Raw genomic sequence first — 17211 nt, 5'->3', positions numbered from 1 at the left:
ATATAAAACGTATTAAAAAATAGCTCTCCCTTTTTAGGAAGAGCTATTTTCCTTAAACTTGTGGACCATCATTTCGTTTCTTTTCTGCATAGATGATTGGTTTTTCTTTTATATTCTTACCACGCCATATCAGCCATACTTGAGCTGCGATAAATAGTGATGAATACGTACCAGCGATTAAGCCAACCACGAGTGCAAATGAGAAATTGGTAATCGAAGTTGCACCGAAAATATAGAGGAAAACAGCAGCTATAATAACGGTAAGTACTGTATTTATACTTCTACCTAATGTTTGCATTAAACTTCTATTGACAATTTCAGATAACGCCTCAAACGTTCGCACTCTTTTCTTAGCTTTGAGGTTTTCCCTAATCCGGTCAAATGTAACGATTGTATCATTAATTGAATAACCGACTATCGTTAGTATTGCAGCAATAATCGTTATATCAAATTCTAGTTGGGTAATACTGAATATTGCAAGTATAAAGAATGCATCATGCAGTAGGGCTAGAATCGCTGTTAATGCGAAATAATATTCAAAACGAATCGTTACATAAATAATTATCCCAATTGAAGCAATTATGACCGCATAAAGGGCATTTTTTGCCAATTCTTGACCTACAACAGGGGATACTGTACTCACATTCGGATCTGAACCATATGTTTCATTAAAATAAGTTCGTACATCAGCAACAGTATCTTGTTCTAATTTAGTATCAAAACGTGCAACAGCTATATCGTTAGCGTTACCAGATAAAACAATATTTTCTGCTTCTAATCCAATTTCTTTAAAGTCTTGTTCAATTTGTTCAACGGCAACTGGTTCACCAACATTAATTTCAACACGTGAACCACTTTCGAAATCAATTCCAAGGTTTAATCCAAAAATACTTAAACATGCGATACCCGTTATAACCAAAATACCTGAAAGCGCAAAAAACTTATTGCGATGCTTCACGAAATCAACTTGACGTCCAAAAACTTTAGGCTCGACTTCGGTTGTATCCGCTATGTCTTTAATATCTGTTTTTCTAACACCAAACCAACTTGGACGCTTATTCAAGAATCTACTCTTAACCCATAGACCTAAGAAGAATCGGGAACCAAATACTGCGGTGATAAAACTTAAAATGATACTTACGATTAATAAAGTCGCAAAACCTTTGACAGAACTTGTACCAAATGCAAATAATACACTTGCTGCAATTAAAGTCGTAATATTCGCATCAAAAATAGTAGACAGGGAGTTACTATTTGCTGATTTAAACGCGGCACTGATAGACTTGCCTTGTTTTAATTCTTCTTTCATTCGTTCATAGGTAATGATATTAGCGTCTACTGCCATACCCACCCCAAGAATCAAAGCGGCAATACCAGGTAATGTTAATACACCATTCATTAGTTCAAATACGAGTAATACTAAATAAATATACATACTTAATGTAACGACAGCTATAAAGCCTGGGAACCGGTAATAAACAAGCATAAATAGGAAGATTGACGCAACCCCTAACATACCAGCAAAGACCGTTTTATCCAACGCTTGCAAACCAAACTGAGCACCTACAGATGTCGTATATTCTTCCGTTAAATTGACGGGAAGTGATCCTGCATTTAAAATATCCGCGAGTTGTTTAGCTGATTCAACTGTAAAACTACCATCAATTTGTACATTTGGTTGATCTATCGTATAGCTTACAGCTGGAGCGGAAATATACTTTGGTTCAGCTTTTTGCGATTCTTCTTCAAATGAATCACCTTCTTGATAATCCATCCAAATCGCTAATCGATTATCTTCCATTTGAGAAATTTCACTCGTTACCTCAGCAAATGCGGAAGCATCTTTAAATTGAACGGTTACAATTGGTTGATTGGTTGTGGCATCAAAATCTTGTCTAGCACTACCTTCAACAATATCTGAACCATTTAAATATTCTACATCATTGACATCTCGAAATGACAATTGAGCTGATGTGGATAGTAATTCACGTGCTTCATCTTCATTCTCTATCCCAGCTAATTGAACCCTTATACGGTTTGGTTCTTCAATATTGAAATTAGGCTCACTTACACCTAACACATCGACACGTTGACGCAATGATTCAACAGTGGCTTCAAGATCAGCCGTATCTATTTCTCCACCATCAAGCGCCTCCACATCATACAAGATCTCAACTCCACCTTGTAGATCTAAACCTAATTTTATATCTTTTGTAACACCTGTTATTGTCGTCCCAATCGTACCTGCTAAGACTAAGACGATCAGAAAAAAGGCAATAATTCTGCCTCGTTTTACCATGGACAATTGCGCCTCCTCTACACTATTCTTCTTTTTAAAAAAACTATGTAAGACTACTTTCTAAAAGAATAGCGTAACTCATTTAAACTCTATTACATTTTCATATTTAAAACTATACTACCAAAATATTATGAAACGAAGATCAACTAATGTCAATCCAAAAATCACAAATAAGCAATAAGTGTTTAGTTCACTTCATTCATTATATTTAATGCAGCAATAGAAGCCATCAAATCTTCATTTTGATAAGATTGCATGGTCAAATAACTCATGAATTTACTAGCACTTAAATGATAAATATCTTCTACTATCTCAAACAACCGCTTTTCCGGATTACCTTTCCACACTTTTTCAATTAAGCAATTCCATACAATTTTGCGTGTTGCATTATCATAGCCCATTAAAATTAATTCCTCTACCTTACTATCCAAGACCACTAGTACTGTACTTTTCCAGTCTTCTACTTGTTTAACTACTACCATATATAAAACCTCCTCTTTCGGATTTATCTAACTGCTTGTCATGCTTGACCAATCTATCTGCATATACATTATTGTATAGGAATTTTATTTTTTTGAGAAGGTAGGATTGTCAATAATGACAAAACAAACATTTTTGCAAGGAACACTTATATTAATAGTTGCTGGACTTATCACACGATTATTAGGCTTTATTAATCGAATTGTTGTAGCTAGGTTAATGGGTGAAGAGGGTATAGGCCTTTACAACATGGCTTTACCAACCCTGTTTCTCATCTATACTTTATCACAGTTTGGACTACCTATCGCAATTTCCAAGCGGGTAGCTGAAGCAGAAGCAAATAATAACACGAAACAAATTAAAAAAATTCTAATAATTTCTCTCGTTATCACTGGTACATTAAGTATATTTTTTACAATAGGGATGATTATCAGTGCACCAATTATTGCAAGGCATTTTTTAACAGACCCAAGAACATTATACCCATTACTAGCCATTACGCCAATGGTACCTATTAGCGCCATATCATCCGTTATTCGAGGTTATTTTCAAGGGCGACAAAATATGAAACCACAAAGTTATGCACAAGTTATCGAACAAATAATACGAATTTCATGTGTAGCGTTTTTTATAAGATTATTACTTCCTTATGGAATTGAATTTGCTGCTTGTGGAGCTATGATTTCAGTTATAATTGGTGAACTCATTTCACTTATGTTCATGCTACGAATGTTTCGCAAACATAAACGAATCACATTACATCATGCTACTTTTTCATATATAACAACGGGGAAAGATACATTAAAATCTTTATTATCAATTGCCTTACCTAGCACGGGGAGCAGATTAGTTGGTTCAATATCAAATTTCTTAGAACCTATTTTAGTATCTCAAAGTTTGGCTATTGCCGGTATTACCACGATTGCTGCAACCAAGCAATATGGTGCATTAACCGGTTATGCTATTCCACTTTTATTTTTCCCTACTTTTATTACACATTCTTTAGCTGTAGCCTTAATTCCAAATATTAGTGAAGCAGAAGCGAAACATAATCATTCTTTAGTTCATTACCGTATCCATCAAGCAATTCGCATTTCCTTCGCTTCTGGTGCAATAGCTACAATTATATTAACTATGTTTGCTTCACCTATTTTACATTTTATGTATGGCACAACAAATGCAAGTGGGTTTCTTATTCTAATGGCGCCTTTATTTTTATTTCTATACATTCAATTTCCATTGAATGCTACCTTGCAAGCATTAGACTTTGCTCAAAAAGCAATGTGGAATAATATACTTAGTACATGTGTGAAGTTTGTTATATTAATTGTCTTAACAACAAATCCGGCATTTGGCATTATGGGGGCTGCAATTGCGATGACAGTAGGTGTAGTTTTAGGGACATTTTTACATCTAGCAACATTAAATAAAGTAATACAATTTCGTATCCCAAAAGTTGACTTACTTAAAATGATTGCGTTGTTAGGATTAACATGGCTAACAGCTAACATTTTAAAAGAAATCTTTACTGGGTACCAAACTACATTACTTCCATTTTTATTGCTCTTAATTTCGATTCTGATTGTATATATCTGTTTGCTTTTTTTCTTGCGATTTATTACAAAAGAAGAATTAGCTCAACTACCATTCATTAATCGTTTTGTTTCTTAAGTATATTCATTTTTTATATCTACAAACCAGTTTTTAGATTGATCTAAAGAACAAAAGGATATCTGCTTTATATCAGCATATCCTTTTTGTTTTAAGTTCGCTATAAGCCAAGATTCATTTTGATCTATTTTCTCTAAACCTTCTAATTGAATGACACCATCTATAATCAGTGGAACAACAAAACCGTTTTTAGCACTTTCCTCTTCTTGATTCGCATTTTCAAAAATAGATAACTTACCTGATGGTTCCAAAATAGCAAATGCTACATCTTGAATACTCTTCGTTCCATTCTCTCTTAGTTGTTGCAATAAATCATCAAACGTATATCGATTTTTCTTCATTTCATACTCATCAACTTTACCACGTGAAATAATTACGGAGGCTTTTCCTTCAAACCAGTCTCTAAAATGCTTGTTTTTTAATGATAGCCATGCAACAGTTCGCTGAATAAACAACAAAAGACCCATTGGGATGAGAGCTTCAATCAACATCCTATCGGTATCCTCGACTGTAAACACCGCCATTTCTGCCACCATAATAAATACAACGATATCTAATATACTCAGTTCTCCAATTTCTCGTTTACCCATTAAACGAAAGATAATCACAACTATGATATAAATAAAGAATGTTCTAAAAATTAACGTTCCTAACTCAAAATCCATCGTTATCCCGTCCTCACTTGATGGTCTTTCCTCCTTTTATTATCGCCTGTTTTCTAATTATTATCCTATTAAAAAGGAATCAATAAAAGGACGCAAATAACGGAAATATATATATATTGTGCAAACAATCATTGAAAATAAAACAAAAGGAATTCCATACTTTAAATAACGCATAAAGGATATACTTTCTCCCTCGCCCTCCGCTAATCCAGCTACGACAACATTAGCAGATGCACCAATTAATGTACCATTACCACCTAAACACGCACCTAGAGCAAGAGCCCACCATAATGGATCAACGTTCGTCATCCCATAGGCCTGAAACTCTTCTATAACCGGTATCATAGCAGCAACAAAAGGAATATTATTAATAATTTGTGAAATTAATCCTGATATCCATAGTAGTATAATAGCTGTTAAAGGAAGGTCACCTTCTGTTACCCATATAATATATCGTGCCAGTTCATCAATAGCACCTACTTCTTCCAGGCCACCTACTAACATAAACAATCCGATAAAAAAGAATAAGGTAATCCATTCAATCTCTTGAAATACTTTTTCTGTTTCTAACTCCTTTTCCGTTAACATAAGTAAAAGAAGAGCACCAAAAACAGCTACAGTTGTTAGATCAATATGAAAAATTGGATGAAGTAAAAATCCAAGAATTGTGAGACTTAGCACAGATACTGATTGATAAATCATCGGGCTTTTTTTAATATATTTACTAGCATTAATTTGTAGTAAGTCATCTACTAAATGCAATTTCATGACAAGCTCTTTTCTGAATCGCAAGACTACAAATCCAAGCATACAAATAAATAAAATGATAACAACAGGCCCTAAATTAGTAATGAATGATAAAAATGTAAAATGTTCAACTGCTTGCCCAATCATTATATTTGGTGGATCTCCAATTAGTGTAGCTGTTCCTCCTATGTTAGAACTTAAAATAATAGTTAACAAATAAGGAAAAGTTGGCAACTCCAAAAGCTTTGTTAATGTTAAAATGATCGGCACAAATAAGAGGACTGTTGTTACATTGTCAAGTAACGCAGATCCTAAAGCAGTTAAAACAGCCGTCCCTATTAACAATGGAATTGGGGCTCCATTTACTTTCTGTGCAAATATTATTGCAATATAAGTAAATAATCCCGTTTTCTTCGTAATAGAAACTAAAACCATCATTGAAAAAAGTAATGCAATTGTGTTCCAATCAATGTAATCAGTGAATACGGCCTCCCACGTATATACTTTTGTAAGTAATAATAGGACACCCCCTGAGAGCGCTATTAATGCCTGATTAACCTTTTCCGAAATAATAAATAGATAGCATACGATAAAGATGATAATTGCTATTGTAAAAGCCATTGCTTGTCCCCTTTCCAAGGGTAAATTAACCTGTCTAAATACATAGAGCTTTTCTATCAATATATGCTGAGATTAAGAAAATATTTAAGTCTTTTTCAGCAATTGTTGCATAGATTTAATTAACACGTAATTTAGGACAAGCGAAGGAGGAACAACTATGGTAAATACGAGGTTTAAGGCACTGTTACATGGCTGGATTGTCATATTAGCTATTCTATTATTAGCAAGTCTTATTTTATCTTTATTACTACGCTTTACTTCTTTAGGAGCTTCTACACTTAGTGGAACAACAACAATTATTAGTTTTCTTGCATTATTTGCAGGGGGTTGGGTTGCTGGACTAAAAGCCGGAGAAAAAGGATGGCTAATTGGGATTCTTACTAGTCTTGGATTTTCTTTATTTATTTTCTTATATCAATACTTAGGACTTCAAACTGTTTTTTCTTTATCACAGATTTTATATCATACTGGGTTTTTAGTAACGGGTCTAGTTGGAGCTATTTTTGGGGTTAATACGTATCGTAAAGCCTAATAACTATACTTTCTGATCGTTCACTAGGTTTGGAATTGCTTGATAGTATCTAAAAGAGACTACTTATTTAAAAAATTTAGTTTAACACGAAACATCTATACACTACGACGTAAGGGGTGTTTTCGAAACAAAATAGAGAGGGCAGCACTTGAGTGCTGTCCTCTCTATTTTTTAGCCTGTAACGTTTTATTAATTAAGCTTCTGTCTGAGAGACTACATCTCTAACAGACGAACGATCATATGTAAGCTTCGTTCCATCTACTTCAATAATAACTGTATCTTCATCGATCGCATACACAGTTCCATGCATACCACCAATCGTGATAATTTTGTCTCCCTTTTGTAGATCGCTTTGCATTTGTCTTACTTTCTTTTGACGTTTTTGTTGTGGACGAATTAAAAGAAAATAAAAAATCACAAACATTAAAATAAACGGAAAAACTGTTGCAAGTATATCCAATCTATTCCCCTCCTTCTTAAAAGTTTTTAGCATTTGGTTTATTATAACCATAATCTTCAAAGAATTTCTCTTTGAAATCACCAAGACGATCTTCTTTTATCGCTTCGCGGACTTGCTCCATTAAGTTTAACAGAAAATACAGGTTATGATAAGTAGTAAGTCTAAAACCGAAAGTTTCATTTGCTTTTACTAAGTGACGAATATACGCCCGAGAGTAGTTTCTGCAAGTATTACATTTACAATTTGGGTCAATTGGCGAGAAATCACGTGCATATTTTGCATTTCGAATAACAACACGACCTTCCGAAGTCATGCACGTACCATTTCGTGCTATGCGTGTTGGCAAAACGCAGTCAAACATATCAATTCCCCGAATTGCACCATCAATTAAAGAATCAGGCGATCCTACACCCATTAAATAACGTGGCTTTTCACTTGGAAGCATCGGAGTCGTGAAATCTAAAACACGATTCATCACATCTTTAGGCTCACCAACGGAAAGTCCACCAATAGCGTAACCTGGAAAGTCAAGTGACGTTAAGTCTTTAGCACTTAAACGACGAAGGTCCTCATATTCGCCTCCTTGAATAATTCCAAATAAACCTTGATCTCCAGGACGATTATGTGCTTCTAAACATCGTTCAGCCCATCTGCTCGTTCGTTCTACTGAATCCTTCATATATTTGTGTTCTGCTGGATATGGTGGACATTCATCAAAAGCCATCATAATATCCGCACCTAAAGAATTTTGAATATCCATTGCTTTTTCTGGTGACAAAAATAACTTTTCCCCACTAATATGGTTACGGAAATGAACACCTTTTTCTTCTATATCACGTAAATCACTTAAACTAAACACTTGAAATCCACCTGAATCGGTTAAAATTGCTCCATCCCAATTCATAAATTTATGCAAGCCTCCAGCTTCTTTAACAATATCTTCACCAGGTCGAAGCCATAAATGATAGGTGTTTGATAGTATTATTTTGGAACCTATCTCTTCTAATTCTTCAGGACTCATTGTCTTAACTGTTGCGAGTGTGCCCACCGGCATAAACATTGGTGTATCAAAAGAACCATGAGGTGTATGAACCTTACCTAATCTAGCCCCCGTTTGCTTACATGTTTTAATTAATTCATATGTGATTGCTGCCATGTTTTGTATTTTTCCTTTCTAGTTGTAAAATTTATAGAATTAACATTGCATCGCCAAAACTAAAAAAGCGATATTTTTCACGTACTGCTTCGTTGTATGCTTCTAATACAAAATCTCTATCCGCTAAAGCACTAACTAACATAACAAGTGTTGATTTCGGCAAATGAAAATTGGTGATTAATCCATCAATTACACGAAATTTATAAGGAGGATAAATGAAGATATCCGTCCAACCATTAGCTGCAACTAGCTTCCCATCATAATCACGTGCGATCGTCTCTAACGTCCTTGTAGAAGTTGTTCCTACTGCTATAACTTTACCACCATTTTTTTTCGTGTTGTTAATCGTATCAGCTGTTTCTTGTGACATATGATAAAACTCAGCATGCATATCATGTTCTTCAACTGTATCAACACTTACCGGACGAAATGTACCTAATCCAACATGCAACGTTAAGAAAGTAACTGCAACACCTTTTTCTTTAAAACTCTCTAACAGCTCCTCAGTAAAGTGTAAGCCTGCTGTTGGTGCTGCTGCAGATCCTTGCTCACGTGCATATACCGTTTGATAACGATCTTGATCAGGTAATTGCTCTTTAATGTATGGAGGAAGTGGCATTTCTCCTAGTTGATTTAACACTTCTAAGAAAATTCCTTGATAGTTAAACTTCACAATTCGACCACCATGTTCTTTTAAATCTAGACAAACACAGGTTAACTTGCCATCTCCAAAACTTATTTCAGTTCCTATTTTGACCTTTTTTCCTGGTTTAACTAGTACTTCCCAAACATCTTCTTCCTCTTGTTGATGAAGCAATAGCACTTCTATTTTTGCACCAGTATCAATTTTACTTCCAAATAATCTTGCTGGCAGTACTTTGGTATCATTTAATACTAAACAATCGCCAGTATTTAAATAATCTAGTACATCTACAAACTTTTTATGTTCTATTTTTCGATCTTTTCTATCCATTATCAATAATCGAGATGATGTTCGATCTTTTAATGGCGTTTGTGCTATTAACTCTTCTGGTAAATTGAAATCAAAATCTTTTATCTCCATGTTGCACTCCTTAACGAAACTTACTAATAATAAATAAAATAACCGATAAAATCACACTTATTATAATAGATGTCATAATCGGAAAGTGAAAAGAAAAGTTCCCTCTCTTAAAGCTAATATCCCCAGGTATTTTACCAATAATCCCAGACAATACACCAACTATAATCAATACAATACCAATAACAATAAGCATTTTTCCGAAATCGGTCAAGGTTTTGGCACCTCTCGATTAACATGCTGATAGGCTTTTGGTGTAGCAAGACGTCCTCTTGGTGTACGTTGAATAAAGCCCATTTGCAGTAAAAATGGTTCATAAACATCTTCAATTGTTTGTGATTCCTCGCCAACTGTTGCGGCTAATGTATCTATGCCAACCGGTCCACCTTGAAAAGAATCAATTATAGCGAGTAGCAGTTTATGATCAATGTGATCTAATCCAGATTGATCGACCTGTAACATCTCTAATGCTTCTTTGGTAATAGCTAAACTAATTGCAGATTCTCCTCGCACTTGAGATATATCTCGCACACGTTTTAACAACCGATTAGCAATACGTGGTGTTCCACGCGATCTTCTTGCAATCTCTACTGCTGACTGTTTTTCAATTGTCACTTCGAAAATAGAGGCAGTACGTTCTACAATTTCACATAAATCATCCGTTTCATAAAATTCTAAGCGACTTAATACACCAAAACGGTCACGCAATGGTGCTGTTAATAGCCCAGCTCGTGTCGTTGCACCTACTAATGTAAATGGTGGTAATTCTAAGCGCACTGAACGAGCAGTAGAACCTGTACCTATCACGATATCTAAACAAAAGTCTTCCATCGCGGGATATAGTATCTCTTCCACAGCACGTGGCAATCGATGAATCTCATCAATAAACAGAACATCTCCTGTTTCCAATGAAGACAATATTGCTGCTAGATCTCCGGCACGCTCAATTGCTGGCCCAGAAGTTGTTCGAAATTGTACACCCATTTCATTTGCAATAATAGAAGCCATTGTCGTTTTTCCTAAACCAGGTGGGCCATATAATAAAACATGATCTAAAGGTTCATTCCGCAAGCGGGCTGCTTCAATAAAAATCGCTAAATTTTCCTTCGCTTTATGTTGTCCAATATACTGCGCCAAGGTGGAGGGACGTAGGCTTAATTCGATGGATGTATCTTCCTCATGTATTTCACTTGAAATCATACGTTCTTCCATTTCCTCACCCCTCTAATTTTGCATAAGTAGTGCTAAACCTTTTCGCACTAATTCATCCGTATTTTTAGAAGCCTCTTCTTTTAACTTAGGGGAAATTTGTTTAATTTCTCGATCAGAGTATCCTAGTGATTTTAATACTTCTACTGTTTCATCTAATGCCTTTATTTGATCTGTTGTAACTTTTACAGTTTTAGCATCCGCTACATTAGCAGATACATCAAATTCTATTGTTAACTTCCCTTTAAGATCTAAAATCATTTGACGAGCCGTCTTTTTTCCTACTCCAGGAAAACTCGTTAAGAATTTTTCATCTTCTTCCTCAATTGCCACAACAAAATCTTGTACACCAGCAGTGGCGACAATTGATAAAGCACCTTTTGGTCCAATTCCTGAAACATTCAATATTCGTGCAAATAATGATTTTTCGTCCACCTTTGAAAATCCATATAAAGTTTGAGCGTCTTCTCTTATGTAGTGGTATGTAAAAATACGTACCTGCTCACCTAACTGATCTTGAAATTTAAAAGGATTTGCACAAATAATTTCATAACCTACTCCATTTGCTTCGACAATAGCAGTCGTTTCAGTCACTGTATCTAGTTTACCATTTATGTACGCAATCATCATCATCTCTCCCTAACATTCTCCAAAAAATCTTTACTCTAGTTTATCACACAATCGTACGTTCGTATAACATCACTTTCAGACATTTGAGCATATTACATTAAACGTTGGATTTTATGAGTTTAGAGTATGTCTATTATAATAGCTTGACACAATTTCAAAAAATTGTTGATTTTCGAAGAACCATAGACTCTGTAGTAACTACCATGTTGATTTGCGCTACAGGCAGTCGCTTTCCGCGGGCAAGTCTTCAGCTAACTTCTATTTTGAATTGTGAGACTTTCTTGTTATACCAAGACTTAAGTGCCTGATTTACATTACGAAAGTTGAGAAAGTAAAAATAAACTAAAAGAAAACAAGCGAAGCATCGATCCGCTTCACTTGTTTAACCTTGGACTTGTTTTGTTGGAGAGAGATCACGATAAACTTCTAAAACTTGATGATAGGTTTCTATGTCTTCAATCTTAATTCCTGTTTCTAATTCTTCTATTTGAAAACTCTCTAATGTGCTTGTATCGATTTGATAAAAAGATTGAATTACTTGCTGATGTACAGGTTCACCCTCAAAAATAGATAGCATTCCTTCTTGTAAACCAAAATAACCATTTGCCTTTAAGTATGGAGAAATATCATCCACTTGCTTTCTAAAAGTCATTTCACCTGATGATTGTTCTACTAGTTGCCAATCTTCATACGATGCCCAAAAGTCTTCCATTGCACCAATAGACTCTTCATGCGTTTCTTCCTCTATTTTACCATCAAGATATTGTTTCTGTAATGTCACTTCTAATACTAGTTGTTCATTAACTTCAGGTTGGCTTGTTGTTGGTGTAACTTCTCTTTCTATTACATCATTAACATCGCTTTGTTCTTTGTTAACACTAACAATTAAAACCACGACTGCTATTACACTAATTAACACGCTTATATAAATTTTTTTTCTATGCATTTGTTTTCACCTCGGTCAATTAAACTTATGCAACGATAGTTTGTCCTATCATTGTTATCTTTGACCAATAGTTAAATTTTTATACTTTCGTGAAAGTATAAAAAACAAAACAAAAATACCGACTAAAGGTTTAGTCGGTATACACTACAAAATCATATTCATCAGGATCAATAATTCGCACTTCAAATATCTCATTTTCTTCTAAAATAATTTCTTCTCCGTTATAGTAACGGATAGCATCATTAAAATCTTCATTATGCATCGCAATAGCATACTTATTGTCATGCAATTTTTTAACTTGATTAAATTTCAATTCTCTTTTTGCACTTTGACTTGCTTTTTGATAGATTACATAGTAATCCTTTTCATCATTAATAAAATGATCTAAATGTTTGAGTGCATCTTGTCTGTCTGTAGTAAATTGATCTTGTAAAGCTTCACTATCATTTATTTCACTCATTGAAGACACCTCATTATGTTTTTTATCATTATATTCTAATTTGCTTGATTTAGAAATGGCTTACTGCCTATTATTTTTAAAATAATCAGAAATATGTCAGACTTTATTATATTTTACCATCTTTATTCTACTAAACCGTTATGATGAATCTCTTGAACATCCTCTAAATCTTCTAATACACTTAGTAACTGTTCCATTGACTCCGAATCTTTCTTACTTAATTCTGTATACGTTTGAGGGAACATTGTTACTTCTGCTGTTTCCAACTCGTACTCCTCTTCCATTAAATTAGCTTTAACTTCTTGAAAATCTTCTACCTCTGTAAAGATTTCATATACTTCTTCATTTGTTTCCATTTCTTCTGCCCCAGCTTCTATAGCAGTAAGAAGCATCGAATCTTCATCAGCATTTGTTGCCGATTTTTCAATCACTATGTATCCTTTTCGTTCAAATAAAAAAGAAACACACCCATTTTCACCTAAATTACCATTATTTTTTGTAAATGCATGGCGAACATCAGCAGCTGCTCTATTTTTATTATCTGTTAACAATTCGACCATTACCGCTACACCACCAGGGCCATATCCTTCATAGATAACTTCCTCGTAATTTGCGCCATCTAACCCACCAGTAGCTTTTTTAATTGCCCGATCAATATTATCATTTGGCATATTGGTTGCCTTTGCTTTATCTATTGCTAACCGCAGGGAAGGATTCATTTCAGGGTCTCCTCCACCTTGCTTTGCTGCGATAAAAATTTCTTTTGCAGCCTTCATAAATATTTTGCCTTTTTTTGCATCTTGAGCGTTTTTACGGCGTTCAATATTCTTCCACTTCGAATGACCTGCCAATTATATAACATCCTTTCCTAAATATACCGTTGATATTAAGTACTTTATATTACTATAACATATCTAGATTTTCCTTTAAAACAGGTAAAAGACTCTTTGTATGTTTCAATTACAAAGAGTCTTTTTTAAAGTAAAAATTCAAGCCTTATCAATTAAAATACTTCTGGTGCTTTAGCCATTTCACGTTTATGCGCTGTTGTACGGTGCATTCGATCAATAATTTCTTTATCCTTTTCAGGAACTTCATTACCTTTGAGATAACTATCAATAGTTGCATAACTTGTGCCCATCTCGTTCTCGTCTGTTTGACCTTCCCATAGACCTGCACTTGGCTGTTTATTGATAATTTCATCTGGTACACCTAAGACTTTAGCTAATTCTCTTACTTCACCTTTCGTTTGATGCACTAGTGGTACTAAATCGACACCACCGTCTCCGAATTTAGTGAAGTAACCAGTATACCATTCGGCAGCATTGTCTGTACCGACAACTAAGTACTGATGATTTGCTGCTAATGCATACAATGTACTCATACGTAAACGCGCACGTAGATTAGCATCTGCCAATTGCTTTTGATCAGGATTTAATGTACCAGCCTGTGTCAATTGGCTATTAATTTCAGTTAGCATAGTATCATGTGTGTTAGTTAAATCAATTGTTACATTGTCTATTCCAGCAGCTTCTACTACTTTATTTGCATGTACCAGGTCTTCAGGATTACTTTTACATGGCATCATAACACCTAAAGAAGCCTCAGGAGCAGCACGCTTAATCAGGTTTGCAACAACTGCTGAATCAATTCCCCCACTCACACCGACTATTAAACCTTTTACGCCAGTTTCTTTGATTTGATCTTGTAACCATTTAACGAGTTTTTCTGCTGTTTCTTGCATCTTTGATTATCCCCTTCCACTATCATTACTATTATTTTAGCATGGTATCTACTTGGTCGACAAACTTTTTCCGCTCCTGCCAACTCATTGAAAACTGCTCTATATATGCCTTTATCTCTGCTTCAGTATGAGGTCTTGTCATATAATACCACCATTCACGTATTAAATCAGTTGGAACAGTTACACCAATTAACAACAAACGCCATTCTTTTAGCGAGTAGGTGTGTATGTATGTGTATAATTGATCAAGACTGTGATCTATATACGGTAAGAAACGCTGGCATAACTGGATATAATCATATAATGGTGGAGCGGACGCCAACAAATCAAAATCTATCATGTATATTCTATTTCTATTATCTCTCAAAAAATTGTGAGAAGCAACATCACCATGATTCCAAGTTAAAAGCGATGCATCATTCGATTCAAGTTTCGGTATATTTTCTAAATGATACAGATCGATCCGTTCTAACATTACTTTTTCTACTTCACTATACAATGAAGCATTTCCAGTATTAATTAATGCCTGTTTAGTTTGACGCCACTTTTCTAATCGTCTGAACCATTTCCCGATTATTTTAGTAGACTTAAGTTCAGTATCCATACGTATCCCTCTGGTAACTTCATGAAAATCGGATAATGTCTCTAGTGCCGCTTGACGATCTATTTCTTCATGATAATCTAGTTTTTTAGCATGCAGATAAGGTTGCATCGCCCAGTAATACCCAAATCCTTCTAAAAAAAGTCTTTTATTCGGAAATGCAATAAACTTAGTAATAAAGGATTGACTCACTTTCGAAAAAAAATCCCATTGTTTATCGATGATAGAAAATTGTTTGTATCCTTTTATAATATATAGTTGATTCGTTTCTGTCTTTATTTTAAATATTGGATACTTAATGATCTTTATAGAAATTATTTTTAAATCACCCTCTTCTAGTAAAAAAGAAGCGAGACGACTCTTTGCTGAATCGTCTCGTTTACTACTATTCAATTCCCTCATCATCTTCAGTCATCCGATAAGGATAAGGTGAACCCATCTGTGGCATCGGTTGAAATGGCATATTATAGTCCATTTGTGGTTGCATCATTCCTGGTGCGCCTTGTTGTGTTGGATAAAATGGTTGATCCATTGCATTTTCAACACCTGTTGGCATCTGCATACCTGGTTGCAATCCTTGTGGCATTTGCATACCCGGTTGTGTCCCTTGGGGCATACCTTGTTGCATTCCATTCGGAGGTGGCGTTTGGTTATATCCATTAGGCGTCATATTATACTGAGGCATCGGAGCATTACCTTGTTGCTCACCTGAATAAATGCCTGGGTTCGTATTCCACTGGCCGCCATTTTGTTGCATTAATGGCATGGTTTGTTGATTCATATACTGGTTTGGCATAGGTGGCATTTCTATGCTGGATGATTCCATTTCATCACCCATGTCATATCCTTGATAAACAGGTGGCTGACCATGTATTAAACTTTGTGGTGATTGAAATTGGTGACACGGATCCATTGGAACAGAAGCAAAACTTGGCATCTGTTGTTGTGGGTATTGCATCGGCATCTGCTGCATCGGTGGCATACACGGCATACATGGCTGCTGCATCATATGATGAGATGGTTGCATTGGTTGTGGCATTTGCTGTTGAATTGGTTGCTGAATTGGTTGTGGTTGTGGCTGCGTTTGGTGTTCCGTATATTGGAAGTTATGTTGATTAATTTCCGTATCGTTATCCTCAATATCTACATCAATATTATAATTAGTTGAATAAAAATCAGGTAAATTTGGTAACTGAATTGGTTGTGGCACAGGCATTGGCTCAGCCTTTACTGGCATCTGTTTTTTTACTGGCGTTGTTTTTTTTGTATCATCTTCGTACATAACTGGTTGGGCTTTCTTTGACACATCTTTGTATGGATGCATCGTTTTGTCATTTACCGGTTGTTTTTGAACTTGTTTTGTTGAAGTAGGTATTTTAATTTTCATACCTGGCATAATCTGATTTGGATCTGCTAGTTGTGCATTCAATTGCTTCACTTCTTCAAAGTTAACCCCATATTTCTGTGCAAGATTCCATAACGTATCACCTTTTTGTACAATATGAATTTTCAACAGTGAAAACTCCTTCCTATATTTTAGCACTTAGTGAATTAGGCATATCACATTATAATTCATTATCAACATATGCGATTCACCTAGAAAGTTGATAATAAATTAAAATAAAATTAAAAAAACGAGGCTGGGACAAAACCCAGATAAACAATAAAAAGTTGCACCTTTCCAAATTTATGGTTGGAGGGTGCAACTTTTTATAAAATCGAAAATTTTAGTAAGTAAAAAAGGATACCTTCTGATAAAATTAAAGTGACGAAACAATAACTATCGGAGGTATCCTTATGTTCAAAGATTATAACATGAATCAAGTAATTTTGCCGTTAGATTTAGAAATTAAATTGCAAAAAAATGATATTGCCTATACAATCCATGACTTAGTTGAACAAATACCAGATAAAGCTTTTTCTGTTTTCT

18 protein-coding genes are annotated in these 17211 nt (G+C 34.9%); 2 read left to right on the top strand and 16 right to left on the bottom strand.

The genetic code is table 11. The features are described 5' to 3' along the window. Nucleotides 1–52 precede the first annotated feature (52 nt). Both secDF and D2K62_RS12775 read right to left on the bottom strand, forming a co-directional pair. Entirely contained in the window at nucleotides 53–2299 is a 2247-nt protein-coding gene (gene secDF / locus D2K62_RS12780) for a protein translocase subunit SecDF (protein ID WP_117161575.1), read from the bottom strand. Between the two features lie 185 nt (nucleotides 2300–2484). Beyond that, a complete protein-coding gene (locus D2K62_RS12775; RefSeq protein ID WP_112181454.1) occupies nucleotides 2485–2781 on the bottom strand; it encodes a post-transcriptional regulator in 297 nt (98 codons plus the stop codon). A gap of 115 nt (nucleotides 2782–2896) precedes the next feature. Between D2K62_RS12775 and spoVB the strand changes: the two genes are divergently transcribed. After that, entirely contained in the window at nucleotides 2897–4450 is a 1554-nt protein-coding gene (gene spoVB / locus D2K62_RS12770; protein WP_112181455.1) for a stage V sporulation protein B, read from the top strand. On the opposite strand, the gene D2K62_RS12765 is transcribed toward spoVB, so the two are convergent. Next, nucleotides 4447–5115: a DUF421 domain-containing protein gene (locus D2K62_RS12765; protein ID WP_117161574.1), complete on the bottom strand. Its 669-nt coding sequence runs from the start codon at nucleotides 5113–5115 to the stop codon at nucleotides 4447–4449. The two genes, spoVB and D2K62_RS12765, sit on opposite strands and share 4 nt — an antisense overlap. Nucleotides 5116–5175: 60 nt before the next feature. Then, a complete protein-coding gene (locus D2K62_RS12760; RefSeq protein WP_112181457.1) occupies nucleotides 5176–6483 on the bottom strand; it encodes an ArsB/NhaD family transporter in 1308 nt (435 codons plus the stop codon). A 157-nt stretch (nucleotides 6484–6640) separates the two neighbouring features. Here D2K62_RS12760 and D2K62_RS12755 point away from each other — a divergent pair, with 157 nt between their 5' ends. Continuing rightward, entirely contained in the window at nucleotides 6641–7015 is a 375-nt protein-coding gene (locus tag D2K62_RS12755; RefSeq protein WP_112181458.1) for a TIGR04086 family membrane protein, read from the top strand. A gap of 193 nt (nucleotides 7016–7208) precedes the next feature. On the opposite strand, the gene yajC is transcribed toward D2K62_RS12755, so the two are convergent. The 12 genes from yajC to safA form a co-directional block, all read right to left on the bottom strand. Then, nucleotides 7209–7475: a preprotein translocase subunit YajC gene (gene yajC / locus D2K62_RS12750; RefSeq protein ID WP_112181459.1), complete on the bottom strand. Its 267-nt coding sequence runs from the start codon at nucleotides 7473–7475 to the stop codon at nucleotides 7209–7211. Nucleotides 7476–7491: 16 nt separating this feature from the next. Further along, the gene (tgt, locus tag D2K62_RS12745; RefSeq protein ID WP_112181460.1) at nucleotides 7492–8631 is read right to left on the bottom strand and encodes a tRNA guanosine(34) transglycosylase Tgt; all 1140 of its coding nucleotides are present in this window, start codon (nucleotides 8629–8631) and stop codon (nucleotides 7492–7494) included. 31 nt (nucleotides 8632–8662) lie between these two features. Continuing rightward, entirely contained in the window at nucleotides 8663–9694 is a 1032-nt protein-coding gene (gene queA, locus D2K62_RS12740; RefSeq protein ID WP_112181461.1) for a tRNA preQ1(34) S-adenosylmethionine ribosyltransferase-isomerase QueA, read from the bottom strand. A gap of 10 nt (nucleotides 9695–9704) precedes the next feature. Next, a complete protein-coding gene (locus D2K62_RS12735; RefSeq protein ID WP_112181462.1) occupies nucleotides 9705–9905 on the bottom strand; it encodes a DUF2905 domain-containing protein in 201 nt (66 codons plus the stop codon). Beyond that, complete coding sequence (gene ruvB / locus D2K62_RS12730) at nucleotides 9902–10903, bottom strand: Holliday junction branch migration DNA helicase RuvB (protein WP_112181463.1); 1002 nt, start codon at nucleotides 10901–10903, stop codon at nucleotides 9902–9904. The genes D2K62_RS12735 and ruvB overlap by 4 nt, the downstream gene beginning before the upstream one ends. Nucleotides 10904–10915: 12 nt before the next feature. Beyond that, the gene (gene ruvA / locus D2K62_RS12725) at nucleotides 10916–11527 is read right to left on the bottom strand and encodes a Holliday junction branch migration protein RuvA (protein ID WP_112181464.1); all 612 of its coding nucleotides are present in this window, start codon (nucleotides 11525–11527) and stop codon (nucleotides 10916–10918) included. Nucleotides 11528–11912: 385 nt separating this feature from the next. Continuing rightward, nucleotides 11913–12476, bottom strand: a complete 564-nt coding sequence (locus tag D2K62_RS12720) for a BofC C-terminal domain-containing protein (RefSeq protein ID WP_112181465.1) — start codon at nucleotides 12474–12476, stop codon at nucleotides 11913–11915. Nucleotides 12477–12606: 130 nt separating this feature from the next. After that, nucleotides 12607–12936 (bottom strand): hypothetical protein, encoded by a 330-nt coding sequence (locus D2K62_RS12715; protein ID WP_112181466.1) that lies wholly within the window; start codon nucleotides 12934–12936, stop codon nucleotides 12607–12609. Between the two features lie 122 nt (nucleotides 12937–13058). Then, nucleotides 13059–13787 carry a YebC/PmpR family DNA-binding transcriptional regulator gene (locus D2K62_RS12710; RefSeq protein WP_112181467.1) on the bottom strand — a complete coding sequence of 243 codons (729 nt, stop codon included), beginning with the start codon at nucleotides 13785–13787 and terminating at the stop codon, nucleotides 13059–13061. A gap of 152 nt (nucleotides 13788–13939) precedes the next feature. Continuing rightward, the gene (gene nadE / locus D2K62_RS12705; protein WP_112181468.1) at nucleotides 13940–14680 is read right to left on the bottom strand and encodes an NAD(+) synthase; all 741 of its coding nucleotides are present in this window, start codon (nucleotides 14678–14680) and stop codon (nucleotides 13940–13942) included. Nucleotides 14681–14711: 31 nt separating this feature from the next. After that, nucleotides 14712–15686 (bottom strand): aminoglycoside phosphotransferase family protein, encoded by a 975-nt coding sequence (locus D2K62_RS12700; RefSeq protein ID WP_112181469.1) that lies wholly within the window; start codon nucleotides 15684–15686, stop codon nucleotides 14712–14714. After that, entirely contained in the window at nucleotides 15667–16794 is a 1128-nt protein-coding gene (gene safA, locus D2K62_RS12695) for a SafA/ExsA family spore coat assembly protein (RefSeq protein WP_117161573.1), read from the bottom strand. Before safA ends, D2K62_RS12700 begins: the two co-directional genes overlap by 20 nt. Nucleotides 16795–17211 lie beyond the last annotated feature (417 nt).

This window comes from Paraliobacillus sp. X-1268, assembly GCF_003426095.1.
In the GTDB taxonomy this organism is placed as follows: domain Bacteria; phylum Bacillota; class Bacilli; order Bacillales; family Amphibacillaceae; genus Paraliobacillus_A; species Paraliobacillus_A zengyii.
Note: the sequence above shows the minus strand (reverse complement) of the source record. Positions and strands in the feature narration are given on the sequence as shown.

Bases quoted from the DNA above. Each gene is read 5' to 3' on its own strand.
- secDF (WP_117161575.1), bottom strand. From the start codon at position 2,299: ATGGTAAAACGAGGCAGAATTATTGCCTTTTTTCTGATCGTCTTAGTC.
- D2K62_RS12775 (WP_112181454.1), bottom strand. From the start codon at position 2,781: ATGGTAGTAGTTAAACAAGTAGAAGACTGGAAAAGTACAGTACTAGTG.
- spoVB (WP_112181455.1), top strand. From the start codon at position 2,897: ATGACAAAACAAACATTTTTGCAAGGAACACTTATATTAATAGTTGCT.
- D2K62_RS12765 (WP_117161574.1), bottom strand. From the start codon at position 5,115: ATGGATTTTGAGTTAGGAACGTTAATTTTTAGAACATTCTTTATTTAT.
- D2K62_RS12760 (WP_112181457.1), bottom strand. From the start codon at position 6,483: ATGGCTTTTACAATAGCAATTATCATCTTTATCGTATGCTATCTATTT.
- D2K62_RS12755 (WP_112181458.1), top strand. From the start codon at position 6,641: ATGGTAAATACGAGGTTTAAGGCACTGTTACATGGCTGGATTGTCATA.
- tgt (WP_112181460.1), bottom strand. From the start codon at position 8,631: ATGGCAGCAATCACATATGAATTAATTAAAACATGTAAGCAAACGGGG.
- queA (WP_112181461.1), bottom strand. From the start codon at position 9,694: ATGGAGATAAAAGATTTTGATTTCAATTTACCAGAAGAGTTAATAGCA.
- ruvB (WP_112181463.1), bottom strand. From the start codon at position 10,903: ATGGAAGAACGTATGATTTCAAGTGAAATACATGAGGAAGATACATCC.
- ruvA (WP_112181464.1), bottom strand. From the start codon at position 11,527: ATGATTGCGTACATAAATGGTAAACTAGATACAGTGACTGAAACGACT.
- D2K62_RS12720 (WP_112181465.1), bottom strand. From the start codon at position 12,476: ATGCATAGAAAAAAAATTTATATAAGCGTGTTAATTAGTGTAATAGCA.
- D2K62_RS12715 (WP_112181466.1), bottom strand. From the start codon at position 12,936: ATGAGTGAAATAAATGATAGTGAAGCTTTACAAGATCAATTTACTACA.
- nadE (WP_112181468.1), bottom strand. From the start codon at position 14,680: ATGCAAGAAACAGCAGAAAAACTCGTTAAATGGTTACAAGATCAAATC.
- D2K62_RS12700 (WP_112181469.1), bottom strand. From the start codon at position 15,686: ATGATGAGGGAATTGAATAGTAGTAAACGAGACGATTCAGCAAAGAGT.